Raw genomic sequence first — 15,914 nt, 5'->3', positions numbered from 1 at the left:
GCACCGACCTCTACTATAATAACCTCTGCAGATTATTTGATTATCACTGGGTGAGATAAAAGTCCATCCTTCAGAGTTTCTTGGGGGAAACTGGCTATTTCTTTTCGATTTCTAGCGCTAACCAGCTACCCGATAGGCGGTCGGTAAGATCTAAGGTCCCATATTTTCGAAAGATTGCTGCTCCGAGGACTGGCTGTAGAAGAAGAGAAACTGGGGTAAGGGTGTGTCGAAGGAAATAGGAGGCATATGGCAACCTTCGCTCTAGGTTTTTATCATATAATTTACACCCTGACAGGATTGTTCCAAGCGAATACCTCCTACCGACAAGTGCGGGTAGGAGCGGATAGAGGAGGAACGCGATCAGTACACTTGAGAGGAGATTTCCAGTTACATAAGCGTTCGCAACACTGTACATGGGATTGTCCGGTTGTAAGACGGCGATAAGTAGGGGTTGATTCTCAAAAAGACTTATTCCGATACAAACTGACATGGCAAGTATCAAGATTCCAATGAGATCGATGAAAAATGCACAGACTCTCAGCCGAGTGTTGGCTGGAACTGGGAGGAGAGCGGCTGTCTGGGGCGTACTGAGGGAGCTCCCTTTCTTTAGGGAAAACACTTTTGTGTGGAGTTTCTGCTCAACGGCTTCAAGGTGTTTTTTCGCTGTTAGGCTCTCTACCTTCCGATTAATGCTCTGAGTTCCCGACTCCTGAAATCTATTTTCGATGGTACTGTCATCAAATGCTTCGCGAGCCAGTGCAAAAAGAAGGTGAGTAGATTCTTCCTGTTGAGCACCGAGAGTAGACGCGGCAGAAATCTCAAAATCGGCGACTTTTATTTGGGAGAGCTCTTGAGCACACTCTTGAAAGAGTCCTTCAATAGTTGCTTGATTTGCCGTTCGGTGGCGACCACAGCGAGAGCACTCAGATGCGCTTTGATCATACTGGATATCACAGCAAGCCCAAGTGCTCATTGGTTCCTCTCACAGATAGCTTGTATCATTGCAATCGCCGCTATTGCCGCTGTCTCAGACCGGAGAGTGTTGTTGCCTAATCGCAAGAGAGAAAAGTCTATGCTCACGAGTAGCTCCTCTTCCTCTTCGGTGAAATCACCTTCTGGTCCTACCGCAATACAGCTCATTCGAGGTACTGGTGGTGGCATTATCTGCGATAGGGTCTTTGAGTTTGGGGATAGTGAGCAACACAACCTCGGTCCTGTTGAAGACTTCTGAAGTTCTCGGAGGAGATTGTCTTGAGAGGTGCAGATGTGGACACGAGGAATCGAGAGGCGTTTTGACTGTTTTGCGGCCGCTTCTGCTACTTTATGGAGTCGTTCTTCCCGCTTTTTTACCTCACTTGAGTCTTTTAGTCGTAGAATGCTGCGCGCTGTTTGCCAGAGAATTACGGACTCAACTCCAAGCTCTGTAGCTTTTTCAACTACGAGCTCGTTTTTTTTTCCTTTGCTCATTCCAAAGATGAGCGTTTGAACGGCTGGTTGAGCTGTAGGTGGAACCAGTAATTTCTCTTCAATACAAACTTCTATCTGTGCATCTTGTGTTCTTTGTATCGTTCCAAGGAATACCTCACCTGTGAAACAATCGTGTGCTTTACTTGACGAGGAGACAACTCTTACCCGTTCTCCTTCTTGAAGTCGTAGGACGTGCTGCGCGTGGTGACTATCTGATTCACTCAAGGGTACGCACGACCCGACACTACAGGGATGTTCTACAAAAAACTGCGGTAGTGTTGAACTACTTTGAATGGCCACCTCTAATCAGCCTGTCTTCTAGATAGGCGATTTTGTCGAGACCCACTATCCGCTCTTGTTCAATAACGAATGTCGGCGTGTCAAAAACTCCTAATTTTTTACCACGCTTGTATATGCCCTTTACGCGCTCTCGTGTGTCGGAGTTCGACAGCTTGCTTAAGAACTCTCCCAAATCCACATCGAGCTCTTCACATAGCTCACTCAGGAATTCATCATCATTCGGATTGGCTCCGAGACCCCACCATCTGTGCGATACTTTGTAATTATACTCCATCTGAAATCCAAGGTCGCCAGCAACAACGGCGCCGCGGGTAACTCTGCTCGGATCGTATTCTTCCTGAGGCCAGTTTGAGGGGAACTCCAGCGGGATATTGTGTTCTGCCGCGTAGCGTCTGGTGTCTTCATACAGGTATGAGAGCTTGTCCGGGTTAATAGGCGCGCCCTGGATCTGCTGTCCTGATGCCTTAGCAGAAAAAGGTTGCCACAGCAGTTCTACGTCATATTTTTTTTCAAGATCGTAAATATGCTCAAGTGCGAGATATGAATAGGGGCTTTGGAATGAGTAGAATACTTCTATTTTAAGTGCCATTATGCTTTTAAGACCTTATCAAGACTTTGTGATTTGCTGTTTCGTCCATTCGGACCATACTTCATTGTATTGATCACCAACCTTTGAACTACAACAAAAAGTTTATAGTGTTAACATTTTTTCGGATTATAGGAGCCTTAGTAAGATTTTGCACCCCTTCAGCACTAAATTCCCGATATTTTAAGAAAGGAAGCCTCCCGAGTTCGCGGTCTTTCGTAACACGGTGAGTGGCATTCGTTGAACGGAGAGTCGTGGGTGAAGAGCGAAATGGATGGCGTATTCAGCTAACCGTCTGGAATTAATAGGCTATTTGTGTTGACTCAGTGCTGCGATGCTATCAGCTCGTCTCTGATAGCCAACCTTCCTCGGATGAGAGGTTCAGCAAACGGAGTACTGAGAGTGGCTTTCAGGGGTTTCAAGAGAGAGTTTCAGTCAGTGAGTGGTCTTCTGTGTCATTTGTGATTACACTTTCGATGGATTTAAAGAGTATTCTGATTGGGAGTCAGCACAGTAATGAAAAGGCGTGAAGAGCTAACGTTTCTTGAGAAGATTTATATCGTTGAGATTCTCAGAGGACTTGGGGTTACCTTCACCCGACTTACGAGAAATTTCTCCCTTCATCTGCTCCATACACTCGGTATTGATGTTGGGGTTAAGCGGGCGGCCAGTATCCAGTATCCCAATGAGCGCAGGGTGTATCCTCCACGCTATCGGGGGAGGCACCGTCTTACTCTCCACCAAGATGGTTCTGTAAAGTGTACTTCTTGTTTCCTGTGCGCTACCGCGTGCCCGGCGCAGTGTATTTATATTGAGCCAGCAGAGCACTCAGATGAGAAGATTGAAAAATTTCCTCACCGGTATGAGATTGACACCTTGCTGTGCATTTACTGCGGATACTGCGTAGAGGCTTGTCCCGTGGATGCGATTCGAATGGACACTGGACTTCATCCTGAAGTCTACGACACCGACCCGCGGTTGTTTATTGAAGACAAGGAAGTGTTGATGGAGCGGTCTCGAGAGATTGAGACGAAGGGTGCCGAGCGTATGTATGAAGAACACATGAAGAAGATGCAGAACATGGAGGCGCGCCCATTTCAGTAGATTGCAGCTCGCCCATGGATAGTGGCAAGTACTGCCCGCATGAGTTTTTTTTCGAGTGTTTATCGAGAGTCGGTAATAAGTATTTTGTGACCATCTCCCCGCACTCTATCTCGTGACGTAGTGCATCTCTCGACAGGATGCCTCTTGTAACGCGGTGCATCTCGTAATGCGGTGCTGGATCAAACAAGTGTGCTGGACGAAAGAGTGAAATGAAGATGAGCAGTTTTTGGTCTCACTATATTCGGTATCAACGAGCTGCGCGATATGCCTGTGCGGTGGGTACCTTTTTTTTCTCAAGTGCTTTTCCTGTCGCAAGCCTTGGAGATGTCCCTGACACCAGTGTTCAGGATACTTCTACGTTGTCCACGCTGTCTACGCCGTTTTCTAGAAGTGCTCTGATCTTTCGGCAATCTCAAGAAAAATCGCTCGACCAGAACTCTCAATCGCAGAAGCGAGCATCTCACGGCTCACTATCTGATTGGCTTGCTCAGCAAGGGATCCCGCAGGCGCTCCATCCCGCTGCTCCGACAGCGCTGAAACTGGAGTCAGGTCAGCGGCCTCAATGGGGTAGTGCTTTTGAGTGGCATAGGGATTGGCTTGGTACGTATACTCAAAGATTTCTGCAAACAACCTGGAAGCAAAAGGGGGTAAGCTTTGAACTTCGGGGAGAGCTGAAGCGTGTGTATCCATATCGGCTGGAGCGCTTTGAGAGACCTCAACTGTTCAGAGAAAGGGTGATGATCTCGCCAGGATTTTTCTCGAAGGGACATCAGTGGTTGACCATTCGACCCCATGTGCAGAGCAGTGAGAAGCAAGGCGAAGATAAATTATGGATGTTTTCTCCTGTGCTGGGTCGAGTGCGTCGAATGAATGCGGTAAATCGTGAAGATAAGCTTCTGCGCTCCGATGTGTCACTCGATGATCTCGGACTCTTCGCGCGCTCATCAGATGGACTTACCTTGAGTGAGGAAGTAGGTGGAGAGTATCTGGTGCCACTTTTCATTAAGAAATTATTTGCGAGTCAATCGAATGATAAGGGCTGCTTCCAGCTTTCACAGACAACATTTCCAAGCGCAGCACGTCTTTCTGTTCAAACCGAGGGAGAATCAGCGGCAGTGCGAATAGATCAATGGCTTTCTCAAGCAAACTTTTTTAATCGGGAAGTAAAGATACTTCACTTGAAGGCAAGCGATCCCTATTCAGATATTGCCCGGGAAGTCGTGGTAATTGACGCAGAGCTGTTACTACCAATTTATCGGATTTCATATGATATATTTGGTAAACAGAGAAATTCATCTGTTATGGTTTATGGGTTTAGCAGGATGGGAGAGAATACTCCGCAAGAGCGGGTAGTCCCGATCGGGATCGCTTCTCTGCTCCTTGATCATGAAACAGAATCACTAACAGTTGTTCAAAGTTTAGAGCATGCGTGGTGTCATTTAACCGATGAAGATCTGAATGATTTTCAGCCACAAAGATTTGCCGTTCGGGATGAAGCGATTCGCAGAGCTCAAAACAGCACTGGTGCGCCAGTTCTTGAGCTGCAAGAGGGCAACTCCTTAGATAATCTTGATACGAGCCCTCACGACATTCGCACTGATGCGTCTCTCAATGAATAATCGTTCAGAGGCCGGAGCTAATATTCGCCGTTTGCTATTTGATGCGCTTTAGGCTCGGTGAGGGTTTTTCCCTCTCTTCGGGAGCAGGGCCGTCTTGAGCTGATACTTTACTCTCAGGGCTATCGATTCGGGTTAGAGCTGCATGTCTTTTTTTCGCATCAGATTGAAGACTTGAATCGTCAGATGACGACCGAGTGGGTGATTGAGGTTGTGAATCATTGGTAAGAGCCTCTTCTTCTGTTGGCTCATCGGTTACCACGCCTCGAACCATCTCCTCCAGAATCTCCCTCGGTGCATGTTCTGGCCAGAAGCGGCTTTCACCGGACATCTGGGTTATCCCCCATATATGTTTGATCGGCACCACGCATGTATGGGCTCCCTCTGGAAAAAGGAGCTCAGCCTGAACCTCGGTTTCAGAGATGGTCAGAGGCCCCCTGTAGTAATGACTGAGCTTTAACGTCACATTCGGACTTCCCATAAGTTGCATTGGCAAGGAGACCTCTTCTGCTTGGCCATTGAGATGAACGAAGACTTCTTTGTCTTCAAGAGCTTTCTCCAGAGCAAGCCGGAGCTCCTGAACTGTATTTCTTGTTTGTGCCATCGAATTTTTGAATCGCCTCTATTTTAGGGGAATCTAACGGGATTGAGTATATTCTTCAATATAAGTGATGAGAAGTTACGTGAGTCCAAGAAAATTTCGTTCTTTAGAGCTTTTTTTAGCAGGGATAGTCCTCGTTTTGCTTGTACTACTGGGCTTGCCCGTTGTTTCGGGGGAATTCCGATATCTTGCTGCCTTGAATCCAGAGCTTCATCACTTTCAATAGCCCATAGCATCTTCTTCGGCTTGACATTCGTTGCAGATTTCCGCTCTTCTGACGGGAAGAAGGCTCTTATCGCTCCATTTGCCACCGCCGCCGCTCATTACCGATTGTCTTCTCCGGTCTCGTTTGTCGAGGTGTTCTGCACCAAGATACCTGGCTAAAATTAGCTACTTAGACGAGGTGAGGGATGTCGGAGCTGGCTTAGGCGTGGTTAAATCTCCCTGTGTATGGGATAGAGTGTGGGAGCCCATTTCTTTTGCTTTTGGAGTTCTAAATGGCGGAAATTGAAACAACCCTTCAACAGGAATCAAGAGACAGGTATCTCACCTATGCCCTGAGTGTCGTGACGGGTCGCGCCTTGCCAGATGTGCGGGATGGGCTGAAGCCAGTCCAGCGCCGCATTCTTTACGCCATGGCGAGTAACCTGAAATTGAATCCAGAGGGGTCTCATCGGAAGTCAGCCGCGGTTGTGGGAGAGGTGCTGGCACGCTATCACCCTCACGGGGATACCGCATGCTACGATGCTCTCGTTCGGATGGCTCAGGACTTCTCTTTACGCTATCCCTTGATTGATGGTCAGGGGAATTTTGGTTCTCTCGATGGGGATAGTGCCGCGGCCTATCGCTATACCGAGTCCAAGTTGCTTCCGATTGCACTTGAGGCTATCGGCGAGATTGGTGAGGAAACAGTCGGCTTTCGTGAGAACTTTGATTCAACCGTCACGGAGCCAGAGGTGCTTCCTAGTCGCATTCCGCAGCTTTTAATGAATGGGGCATCAGGAATCGCAGTTGGGATGGCAACCAGCATTCCTCCTCACAACTTAAGTGAGCTAGTGAAGGGATTAAAGGCGTTGTTAAGGGATCCCGAGCTTTCAACAGCTAAGTTAAGCGGATATGTAAAAGCGCCGGATTTTCCAACCGGGTGCCTGATTCTCAATTCCAAGAAAGAGATTGATGAGATTTATCGAACGGGCCGTGGCTCAATACGGATGCGAGGAGAGTGGAAGTCGGAGGTGCTTCCCCGAGGAAAAGAGGCGATTGTCATCACATCTATCCCGTATGCATTAAATAAGGCTCAGCTTGTAGAGAAGATTGCGGACCTTATCATTGGCAAGAAAGTTCCGCAGATCATCGATGTCCGAGATGAGTCAACAGAAGATGTTCGGATTGTACTTGAGCTTGCCTCGGGAGCTGATCCAGAGCTTGTAATAGCCTATCTCTACAAGCATACACCATTAGAATCTAACTTTCCCGTAAACTTCACAGCACTGACTCCCACAGGGTCAGGAGCAAGTCGTCCAGAGCTACTCTCATTGAAGAAGTGTCTGCAGTTTTTTCTCGACTTTCGGGAGGAAGTGGTTGAAAAGCGACTTCGATATGAGCGGAAGAATCTTGCCCATCGTGTTCATATCTTGGAGGGGCTGGTTGCCATCTACGATGCGCTCGATGAGGCTTTAAAGATTATTCGAAGGAGTGAAGGCAGGACTGATGCTGCGACCAAGTTGCGGAAACGCTTCAAACTCAGTGAAGTTCAGAGCTTTGCTGTGGTTGACATGCGAGTGTATCAACTCTCAAAGACTTCGATTGAAGATATTCGGGGTGAGTTGGAAGCGAAAACGGTTCGAATGAAAGAGATTGATAGCATTCTAAAGAGTAGAGCTAAAATCCGTGCCCTCGTGGAAAAAGATCTAGACTCAGTAGAAAAGAAATACGGCGATACGCGGCGCTCTAAGATAGTGAAAAGCTATGAGGAGATAGAAATCAGCGCTAGCGATTTTATTGTTGAAGAGGATGTCTTTGCCATAGTTACTTGGGATGGTTGGATTAAGCGTGTACGACAAACGAATGATATTGCGACAACACGACTTCGAGAGGGCGATGAGATTCTTCATGCCCATCCGTTGTCGACTGTCGATTCAGTCATATTTGTTACGAATCTTGGATACCTATACTCGCTTTCAGTTGATCAGTTTCCTTCGTCTAGCGGCTATGGGAGTCCAATCCAGAAGTTCCTAAAATTTCGTGACGGAGAACGGGTTGTGGAAAGCTTTGCACTTCATAGCAAAACACCATCACAGGAGTTGTTGTCTCTAGATAATTCTTCTTCAAAGATCGAAGAAGGAGCAACGCTTGCCTTGATCAGTGCTCACGGACTCGGATTTGCATTCACGGTAGATGAACTCTCTGGCCTGAAAAAGAATGGAAAGCGTATCATGAAGCTTCGCGATGGTGATGAGCTGAGAGGGGTGCTTATGATGAGTGCTGAGATTGCACTTTTTACAGAGCTTGGATACGGACTTGTTGTTAAGAAGAAAGACCTGCCTGTGCGAAGTCAACCAGCGCTTGGGGTAATTCTGATTGGAGTCAAAGATGGCGATCAAGTCGTTGGTGCTATTCAAAAGGTAAAAAAGGTAAGAATCACTCCTGAGCAGGGAAAGGAGCGAGAAGTAACCTTTGGTTCGTTACCAAAGGGGAGACGTGGCACCAGAGGGAAGAAGGTGGTTGCTCGAGGAGGAATTATGACTGTTGAGGAAATGCAATGAGCGCAAAGAAATCCTACGCCGCCCAGGATATTGAGGTCTTAGAGGGGTTAGATCCCGTTCGTAGAAGACCAGGAATGTACATTGGTGGAACGGAAAAGGCAGGCTTGCACCACTTGGTCCGTGAAATTCTAGACAATTCGGTTGATGAGGCTATGAATGGATACGCCGATAAAATTGAGGTGATTCTCCATCGGGAGGGTGACTGTATTACACTGACCGATAATGGCCGGGGAATTCCTGTAGACCGGCATCCGAAGCTCAAAAAGTCTGCCCTGGAGGTTATTCTTACGACTCTTCATGCTGGCGGTAAGTTTTCAGAAAGAAACTACGCCTCGGCCGGCGGTTTGCACGGAGTCGGTGCTTCTGTTGTAAACGCACTTTCAGATGAGTTTCATGCAACAGTTTGGCGAGATGGATTTGAATGGTCGCAATCTTTCTCACGTGGAAAGGCTCGTGGTCCTGTAAAGAAGGGAAAGAAGATTCGGAAGCACGGTACGAGTATTCAGTTTCGACCTGATCCAGAAATTTTTAGAGTTACTGAATTTTCTGCCACAGAAATCGAACAGATGTTGAGAGAGAAAGCCTTCTTGAATAAGGGGCTCACACTTGTATTTAAGAATGAGATCTCTGGCTCTGAAGCAGAGTTTTTCTTCGATGATGGCGTGCAGTCCTACCTTTCTCTTTTGCTGGCAGAATCAAAACAAACCCCGATTGGGGACGAACGATTCGTGTTAGAGCAAGAGGAAGGGATTCGGATTGAAGCTGCGTTTTGCTGGACAGAAGGAACGGCCGAGCGAGTCCTTTCTTACGTAAATGGAATTCACACTCGTGGTGGCGGTAGTCATGCTGATGGATTCCGTTCAGGAATTGTGAAGGCCGTTCGAAATTATATCTCAGTGCATAATCTCTTGCCGCGAGGGGTTAAGATTGTTGCGGAAGACGTGAGAGAGGGGATTGTCTGTATTCTCTCTGTGAATATCCCTGGTGCGATCAGTCAATTGCAATTTCAGGGGCAGACAAAAGACAAGCTCAACAATCCAGAGGTAGTGGGTTCTGTTGAGTCCCTCACTCGCTCATTCGAGAACGTAATGAACGAGAATCCTAATCTGGCAGCAATGCTTGTTGAGAGAGTGGTGCTTGCTGCAAAAGCACGAGTTGCAGCTCGAGCAGCTTCTCAAAATGTATCAAGAAAGATAGGGGCCCATAGAAGATTAAATCTTCCTGGTAAACTCGCGGACTGTTCTTCAACGAATCCCTCAAACAGTGAGATTTTTATAGTTGAAGGGGACTCAGCTGGTGGCACTGCCAAGCAAGGACGAGACAGGAAAACTCAAGCCATTCTGCCTCTGCGGGGAAAGGTATTAAATACCATTTCAGCAACGGCAGATAAGGTGGCGGCAAATAAAGAACTTCAAGATCTTGCAAGCGCTCTTGGATGCGGGATCGGTGATAAGTTTCAGCTAGCAAAGCTCAGATACGCAAAGGTCGTTATTCTCACCGATGCTGATGCTGATGGAATGCATATTGCCGCACTTTTAATGGCCTTCTTTTACCGCTTTATGCGTCCCTTATTGGATGAAGGGCACCTGTATCTCGGTCTTTCCCCGCTCTATAGGATTCGGTTCGGCAGCGGGAAAAGTGAGGAGCTTCACTGGGTTTACAGTGAGGAGGAAAAGGATCACGTGTTAAAAACCTCAAAAAAGAAAAATCCCCATATTACCCGTTTTAAAGGACTTGGGGAGATGAACAGTGGAACCCTCTGGGATACAACCTTGAATCCGAAGACTCGTAAGTTACTGAAAATTCAGATAGATGATGTTGCTGAAGCTGATGCTATGCTAGAATCATTATTTGGGAAGGATAGTTCTGGCCGGTATGAATTGATTCAAGAACATGCTCCAAGGCTTGAACTGGATCTATAAAAAGAATACTTGAAAGGGGCATGGAAAATTCGATTTTTGACCAATTAGACCGATCTGCGGAGCGACACGGTGCATGTGAGCCGAGATGGTTAGTGCAGCGCAAACATCCAGAGCTCGTTGCTGACCGATATGGAGACGATGGCCCTGAAGTTATTTTGCTTCACGGCCTGTTGGGTGCCATGTCGAATTGGGAAACAACGGTTCCGTTAATGGCGCGTTTTGCGCAGCCAACAGTTTTTGGCTTCCCGCTTCTGAGTGGGCATCGTTCTGAAGTAAAAGTTAAAGCGCTTGCCGCGTTAACGGAGTATTACATCCGACGTGATAACCTTGGGCCGGTTGTCTTGTGTGGCAACTCACTTGGCGGACACGTTGCGATGCGGCTTTGTCTTGCTGCTCCTGAGCTCGTAGATTGTTTGGTGCTTTCGGCGACATCGGGTCTCTATGAGCATTCTGTTGATACTCTTCCTATCCGAATCGGTGAGAAGTTCGTTCGAGAGCACATGGCCAAAGTTTTCTATCAACAGCAGTTTGTAACTGAAGAGGCTGTAGCAGAGATTGTAAAGATTCTCTCAAGCAGGATGAACACCCTTAATCTCATTCATGCTGCGCGGAGTGCAAAAAAAGACAATCTTGCCGACCGACTCAAGGAAATTCAGGTCCCAACGCTACTCGTGTGGGGTGAAGATGACACAGTGACAACGATGGATGTGGCTCATCAGTTCAATGAATTAATCCCAAACTCAACGTTAGTAACGCACAAGAATTGTGGACATGCTCCAATGATTGAGTATCCTGAATGGTTCACAGAGCAGGTAGAGAGCTTCTTAAGAGAAAACTCAAGGTACTACAGCAGCGACAAGTCTTAGTCGGAAAGTGTTTAGTCTGGTTTACGGATAGGAGGGGTGGAGATGTCAGAGAATGAAAAGCCGGTAATCGCTGGAGAGCGCCCAATAATCGAAGAGATGCCAGCAGGGGAGTATTGGTGGTGTACCTGCGGTCGTTCTACGAATCAGCCATTTTGTGACGGCTCTCACAAGGGAACCGGCCTGACCCCCCTTAAGTTTGAGCTGAAAGAGCCTAAGCGGGTAGCTTGGTGTACCTGTAAGCACACGAAGAAGTCGCCGTTGTGTGATGGCTCACACAATCGCCTTCCAGAGGATGCCTGTCGTTCAGAGAAGACCTGTCACTCAGAGGATGGAAATTCCTGAAAAGGAATCATGTCAGGAGTACTTCCTCTCTTCTCTTGCTCAAGCTGTTTTGAGCTCTTCCTTTGTTTTTCCTTTGGGCTTCCAGTACAGTGGTCAGGGTTTATGTCTTTCAGTACCATCGCTTAAAAGGGGGAGTATGAACGAGCACCTGGGTGAATCCTCTCAGTCTGATATCCAACAACTTGCAACTACTATTCGGGTTTTGTCGGCAGAGGCTGTTGAGGCCGCAAATTCAGGGCATCCTGGAATGCCGATGGGAGCGGCTGATTATGCCGCATTGTTGTGGAGTGATTTCTTGCAATTCTCGCCATCGAATCCAGAGTGGTTGGGGAGAGATAGGTTTGTTCTTTCTGCTGGACACGGCTCAATGTTGCTGTATTCGTTGCTGCATCTTTTTGGGTACGACCTTCCGATGGATGAGATTCGTAACTTTCGACAGTGGGAGAGTCGAACTCCGGGGCACCCAGAGTTTGGCATTACCCCAGGCGTTGAAACCACGACGGGACCACTCGGTCAGGGGCTTTCCAATGGTGTGGGGCTTGCGCTCTCTCAGAGGATGTTGGCTGAGCGATATTCTCAAGAACTCTTCTCGGGTCGGATCTTCGGCATTGTCAGTGACGGAGATCTGATGGAGGGTGTGGCCTCTGAAGCTGCTTCATTAGCAGGCCATCTTCAGCTTGGAAATATAACCTACATCTATGATGACAATCAGATTTCGATTGGTGGAAAGACTGATGTCTGCTTCACTGAATCGGTGCCTGAGCGATTTCAGTCGTACGGTTGGCACGTAGAGGTCTGTGACGGACATAACATAGAGGAAACGAGGCAGTGTTTGAAGCGAGCGGTTAACGAACAGGCTCGACCGAGCATTATTTGTGCGCGCACAAAAATCGGATTTGGGAGTCCGCATAAGGTAGACACTTCTGATGTGCATGGTGCACCTCTCGGTGCTGAAGAACTCCATTTGACCAAAGAGCAATTGGGATGGACGGAGTCTGGTGCGTTCATAGTGCCGGCAGCGGTACAGGAGTTTTGTCGAGCTCGAATCTCAGATAAAGAAGAGTCGTGTGTTCGCTGGGAGAAGTTATTCACTGCTTGGAAAGAAGGGAACCCAGAGAAAACTAAAGAGCTAGAGGCTCATCTTTCTCTTACTCTTCCCGCTGAGCTTCAGCAGGAGCTTGTCGCAACGCTCAGCGGAATGAACGGAAAAGCAACTCGCGAAATCTCAGGTGCAGCGATCCAAGTTATTGCGAAACACGTGCCTGGATTCGTTGGTGGATCAGCCGACCTGGAGCCTTCAAATAAAACTCTGATTAAAGACAGTTCGGATATTAGCCCGACAAGTTTTGCAGGGAGGAATATCCGCTTTGGTGTGCGAGAACACGCTATGGGAGCCGTTGTAAACGGTTTGGCGTATACCCGTAATTGGATACCGTATGGCGCTACGTTTCTTGTCTTTGCTGACTATCTCAGGCCTACCATCCGTTTAGCTGCGCTGTCTCATCTGCAGAGTATGTTCATCTTTACTCACGATAGCTTTTGGGTCGGTGAAGATGGTCCAACGCACGAGCCGATTGAACACATTCAGTCATTGAGGATTATTCCTAATTTGGATGTATATAGACCTGCTGACGGACTTGAGGCCGCGATGTGTTACATGATGGCACTTGAGTCGAAAGAGCGTCCGAGCGCTCTCCTGTTTACTCGGCAGGGAGTAGCTGCTTTAAGCCGTCCTTCGGATTTTCAAGTTGACGAAATCAGAAAGGGTGCATATGTGGTGGCACGGCCGGAGGTGTCGGATTGTGTACTGGTGGCAACTGGCTCGGAAGTCTCGCTTGCACTCGAGGCAGCTGAGATGCTTGCTGAGCGCGGGTATTCATTTCGAGTAGTGTCAGCTCCGTGTCTGGAAGCCTTTTATCGTTTGCCAGCTTCTGAGCGCGAATGCATTATTCCAAGAGGTGCAAAAATCGTATCGGTAGAAGCTGGTCTTACCACTGGATGGGAGAAGGTCACTGGAGAGCACGGCTTGCAGATAGGAATCGATCACTTTGGAGCGTCTGCCCCTGGTGGTATCTTGGCTGAGAAGTTCGGATTTGTTCCTTTGGCCATCTCGGAGAAAGTGTATACTTGGATTGAATCATTCCAGTGATGGAATCTGGAACAGACGCTAGGGTGTGATGAATCAATCGGAGGAACCGATGCGAGATTATCTGCGAGAGAAATTTCCACGGTCATGGCTCTTTGTTATTGTTCTCCTTTCTGGAGGGCTTCTTCTTTCACTGTATAGCAGCTTTGAATATGTGCGCCTCATCCACTTTCCAATGAGTGGAGATGCGATATGTAATTTCACTGAAACTTTAAACTGTGAATCGGCAATTCTCAGTCGGTATTCATCTGTTTTTGGCATCTCACTGGGTAGTTTTGGCGCACTTTTTTACGGACTCTCTCTCCTATTCTTTCTTTTTTTTACTCCGCCAGAAGGGGAGACCCCAGATGGTGCACTGTCTGGCTTTTTTATTTTCGCGACGGCTTCACTTGCGATAAGTATCGCTCTATTTGCAGTCTCTCTTCTCGCCCTTGATAGTTTATGTCCGGTCTGTATGGCTCTGTATCTCGTTAGTCTATTTCTTTGGATTACTATCTGGAGAATGGATGGAGAGTCACGACTCCTGACTCGGATAAAAGGGGGGGGAAGTGCAGTTTTGAGCTTTACGCAATATTTGGGTGGACTGCCGCGAATAATCCTTGCCTCTGAGTCTCGATTACAAGGCGGAGCAAAGGTTTTTGGTGTTCTCCTTTGTGCAATGCTCCTCCTTTGCTCGGACGTACTTTTCAAGCTGATTCTTGGCGGAATATACCGACCTTCTGCCGATATGCAAGTGCTCTTTAATGAATGGAAGAGTAAATCGGAAGAGCATATTCCTTTTGAGAGCGAAAATCTTTATCAACGAGATTTTCGAAAGGGTCCTCATGATGCAGAAATTCGAATTGTAGAGTTCTTTGATTATGAGTGTCCGGCATGCCGCATGTTTTATTTTGACCTTAAGGATTTAATAGCTGAGTTTGGTGAGCATATTTCAGTCGAATATCGAAACTATCCATTAGATAGTTCTTGCAATAGTAAGCTTACCACTACAGGACATCAGTATGCTTGTGATGCTGCTGAGATTGCTCGTTGTGCAGGCGAACAAGATCAGTTCTTTGAGGCTCATGAGTATATTCTCACCCTTGAAGAGTTTGACAGCCGAGATCCTCAGGCGGATAAGGGGGGCGCTTTACGTTCAATTATTGCAGAGTTGGAGCTTGATCGAGAACTGATGATTGATTGCTTGTCTTCAAACCGTCAGATGATTGCTATCCAGAGAGATATCGAGATTGCAAATAGACTGAATTTGCCCGGAACTCCTGCGGTTTGGATCAATGGTCGCCGATTCGAAAGTTTGCGTTCACTTCGTGACTTTGTTGAGCATCTTATTGCTCAAGGCAGGCAATAAGATGAAGCCGTTACATCTTGTTGGAATCATCAATATGACTCCTGATAGCTTTTCTGACGGCGGAGAATGCGAGAATCTTGGGCGTGCGCTTGAGCGAATTCATCAGCTGATGGCGGAGGGTGCAGATATTATTGATATTGGGGGAGATTCCACTCGTCCGGGCTCTGTCTGTGTCGGAGAGGAGGAAGAACTGCGGCGGATTACGCCACTTCTTCATGCCTTACCTGACGGCGTATCCTTTTCTGTCGATACTCATCATGCTTCTGTGGCTCAATTTGCTATCGAACATGGAGCAATGATGATTAATGATGTTCTGGCGGGCCAAGATCCGGAGATGTTTAGCGTTATTGCTGGAAGTCATGTTCAGTATGTCATGATGTTTTCGCGTTGTGAGCGTGATCACTCGTTCCGCGAGGCAAGTTATCCGTGCATCATTGAGTCGGTGAAGCGCTTTTTTTCCGAGAAGATTGAGCAGGCAATCGCGGCAGGAGTTGCCGAACAGCAGATAATTCTCGACCCAGGGATGGGAAAGTTTATTAGTGATAGTGCGGAAGACTCTTGGCGGATTATTCGAGAAATCGATAGCCTTTGTGAATTTCAAAGACCTCTCTACATTGGAGCCTCGCGAAAAGGATTTTTAAAGTTGCCATTAGAGCAGGAGGTGACAGAACGGGATATCTTAACCGCACATGTTGGAAAAATTATCGCTCAGGCATTGAATTCAAGGGTGCCGTTATGGTTGCGAGTTCATAATATAGCGTCTCAAAGGAGAATGCTTCAGGAGTAATATCAGGACTTTCTTCGCTTTTCCCGTCTAATCTGCGTGCTTCTGGTAATGAAACGGGCTCATT

The 15,914-nt window shown here is 47.4% G+C and carries 15 protein-coding genes; 10 read left to right on the top strand and 5 right to left on the bottom strand.

Annotation, left to right across the window (positions count from 1 at the left end; genetic code table 11):
* Positions 1 to 94: 94 nt before the first annotated feature.
* Genes EBR25_06800 through EBR25_06790 form a run of 3 tightly spaced genes read right to left on the bottom strand, consistent with a single transcriptional unit; the run spans position 95 to position 2,356 of the window.
* Complete coding sequence (locus EBR25_06800; GenBank protein NBW40699.1) at positions 95 to 973, bottom strand: hypothetical protein; 879 nt, start codon at positions 971 to 973, stop codon at positions 95 to 97.
* A complete protein-coding gene (locus EBR25_06795) occupies positions 970 to 1,767 on the bottom strand; it encodes a 16S rRNA (uracil(1498)-N(3))-methyltransferase (GenBank protein ID NBW40698.1) in 798 nt (265 codons plus the stop codon). The genes EBR25_06800 and EBR25_06795 overlap by 4 nt, the downstream gene beginning before the upstream one ends.
* Positions 1,751 to 2,356: a hypothetical protein gene (locus EBR25_06790; GenBank protein NBW40697.1), complete on the bottom strand. Its 606-nt coding sequence runs from the start codon at positions 2,354 to 2,356 to the stop codon at positions 1,751 to 1,753. Before EBR25_06790 ends, EBR25_06795 begins: the two co-directional genes overlap by 17 nt.
* A gap of 323 nt (positions 2,357 to 2,679) precedes the next feature.
* Between EBR25_06790 and EBR25_06785 the strand changes: the two genes are divergently transcribed.
* The 3 genes from EBR25_06785 to EBR25_06775 all read left to right on the top strand — a co-directional run bounded on the left by EBR25_06785 (position 2,680) and on the right by EBR25_06775 (position 5,076).
* Positions 2,680 to 2,883 carry a hypothetical protein gene (locus EBR25_06785; GenBank protein ID NBW40696.1) on the top strand — a complete coding sequence of 68 codons (204 nt, stop codon included), beginning with the start codon at positions 2,680 to 2,682 and terminating at the stop codon, positions 2,881 to 2,883.
* Positions 2,870 to 3,457 carry an NADH-quinone oxidoreductase subunit I gene (locus tag EBR25_06780; GenBank protein ID NBW40695.1) on the top strand — a complete coding sequence of 196 codons (588 nt, stop codon included), beginning with the start codon at positions 2,870 to 2,872 and terminating at the stop codon, positions 3,455 to 3,457. Before EBR25_06785 ends, EBR25_06780 begins: the two co-directional genes overlap by 14 nt.
* Before the next feature lie 209 nt (positions 3,458 to 3,666).
* The gene (locus EBR25_06775) at positions 3,667 to 5,076 is read left to right on the top strand and encodes a hypothetical protein (GenBank protein NBW40694.1); all 1,410 of its coding nucleotides are present in this window, start codon (positions 3,667 to 3,669) and stop codon (positions 5,074 to 5,076) included.
* 34 nt (positions 5,077 to 5,110) lie between these two features.
* On the opposite strand, the gene EBR25_06770 is transcribed toward EBR25_06775, so the two are convergent.
* Positions 5,111 to 5,677, bottom strand: coding sequence for a hypothetical protein (locus tag EBR25_06770; GenBank protein NBW40693.1), 567 nt, complete (start codon positions 5,675 to 5,677; stop codon positions 5,111 to 5,113).
* A 23-nt stretch (positions 5,678 to 5,700) separates the two neighbouring features.
* Positions 5,701 to 5,985 carry a hypothetical protein gene (locus EBR25_06765; protein NBW40692.1) on the bottom strand — a complete coding sequence of 95 codons (285 nt, stop codon included), beginning with the start codon at positions 5,983 to 5,985 and terminating at the stop codon, positions 5,701 to 5,703.
* A 186-nt stretch (positions 5,986 to 6,171) separates the two neighbouring features.
* On the opposite strand from EBR25_06765, the gene EBR25_06760 reads away from it, so the two are divergent.
* The 7 genes from EBR25_06760 to folP all read left to right on the top strand — a co-directional run bounded on the left by EBR25_06760 (position 6,172) and on the right by folP (position 15,850).
* Positions 6,172 to 8,439, top strand: a complete 2,268-nt coding sequence (locus tag EBR25_06760; protein NBW40691.1) for a DNA topoisomerase 4 subunit A — start codon at positions 6,172 to 6,174, stop codon at positions 8,437 to 8,439.
* On the top strand, positions 8,436 to 10,361 hold the full coding sequence (locus EBR25_06755) for a type IIA DNA topoisomerase subunit B (GenBank protein NBW40690.1): 1,926 nt from the start codon (positions 8,436 to 8,438) through the stop codon (positions 10,359 to 10,361). The genes EBR25_06760 and EBR25_06755 overlap by 4 nt, the downstream gene beginning before the upstream one ends.
* A 20-nt stretch (positions 10,362 to 10,381) precedes the next feature.
* Positions 10,382 to 11,227, top strand: a complete 846-nt coding sequence (locus tag EBR25_06750; protein NBW40689.1) for an alpha/beta hydrolase — start codon at positions 10,382 to 10,384, stop codon at positions 11,225 to 11,227.
* Between the two features lie 42 nt (positions 11,228 to 11,269).
* Entirely contained in the window at positions 11,270 to 11,569 is a 300-nt protein-coding gene (locus EBR25_06745) for a CDGSH iron-sulfur domain-containing protein (GenBank protein ID NBW40688.1), read from the top strand.
* Positions 11,570 to 11,705: 136 nt separating this feature from the next.
* On the top strand, positions 11,706 to 13,718 hold the full coding sequence (tkt, locus tag EBR25_06740; protein NBW40687.1) for a transketolase: 2,013 nt from the start codon (positions 11,706 to 11,708) through the stop codon (positions 13,716 to 13,718).
* A gap of 28 nt (positions 13,719 to 13,746) precedes the next feature.
* Entirely contained in the window at positions 13,747 to 15,063 is a 1,317-nt protein-coding gene (locus tag EBR25_06735; protein NBW40686.1) for a hypothetical protein, read from the top strand.
* Entirely contained in the window at positions 14,990 to 15,850 is an 861-nt protein-coding gene (folP, locus tag EBR25_06730; GenBank protein NBW40685.1) for a dihydropteroate synthase, read from the top strand. Before EBR25_06735 ends, folP begins: the two co-directional genes overlap by 74 nt.
* Positions 15,851 to 15,914 lie beyond the last annotated feature (64 nt).

Source organism: bacterium, from assembly GCA_009926305.1.
In the GTDB taxonomy this organism is placed as follows: Bacteria; Bdellovibrionota_C; UBA2361; order UBA2361; family RFPC01; genus RFPC01.
This window is presented reverse-complemented; position numbering and strand designations above follow the sequence as displayed.